This window comes from Idiomarina sp. Sol25 (assembly GCF_033052775.1).
GTDB lineage: Bacteria > Pseudomonadota > Gammaproteobacteria > Enterobacterales > Alteromonadaceae > Idiomarina.
In genome coordinates, this window is record NZ_JAUPEW010000116.1 from 1 (window position 1) to 272 (window position 272).

Here is a 272-nt window from a genome sequence, read left to right on the forward strand (position 1 = left end):
TTGAACGAATCCTGCTCGGCTTCGTTGCCTTCGCGGTCGATGACCTTCTCTTTCGAGAGGTTGGCCATCATGGCCTTGGACACTTCGTCGTTGGCCTTGGACCAGAGGTCGATCACCTTGTTGTACTTCTCGCCCTGGGTAACCAGGCCGGAGGCGTACTGCGATTCGATCTCCTTCACTTCTTCGGTGGCCGCATCGATGATGCGCGCCTTCTCGTCCGGGATGACGAAATCGTTCACACCGATCGAAACACCGGAAATGGTAGAGTAGGC

The 272-nt window shown here is 56.2% G+C and carries 1 protein-coding gene; it reads right to left on the bottom strand.

The window, feature by feature from the left end:
• The coding region (locus Q5L94_RS13690) for a hypothetical protein (protein WP_317498907.1) at positions 1-272 on the bottom strand (272 nt) is incomplete at both ends.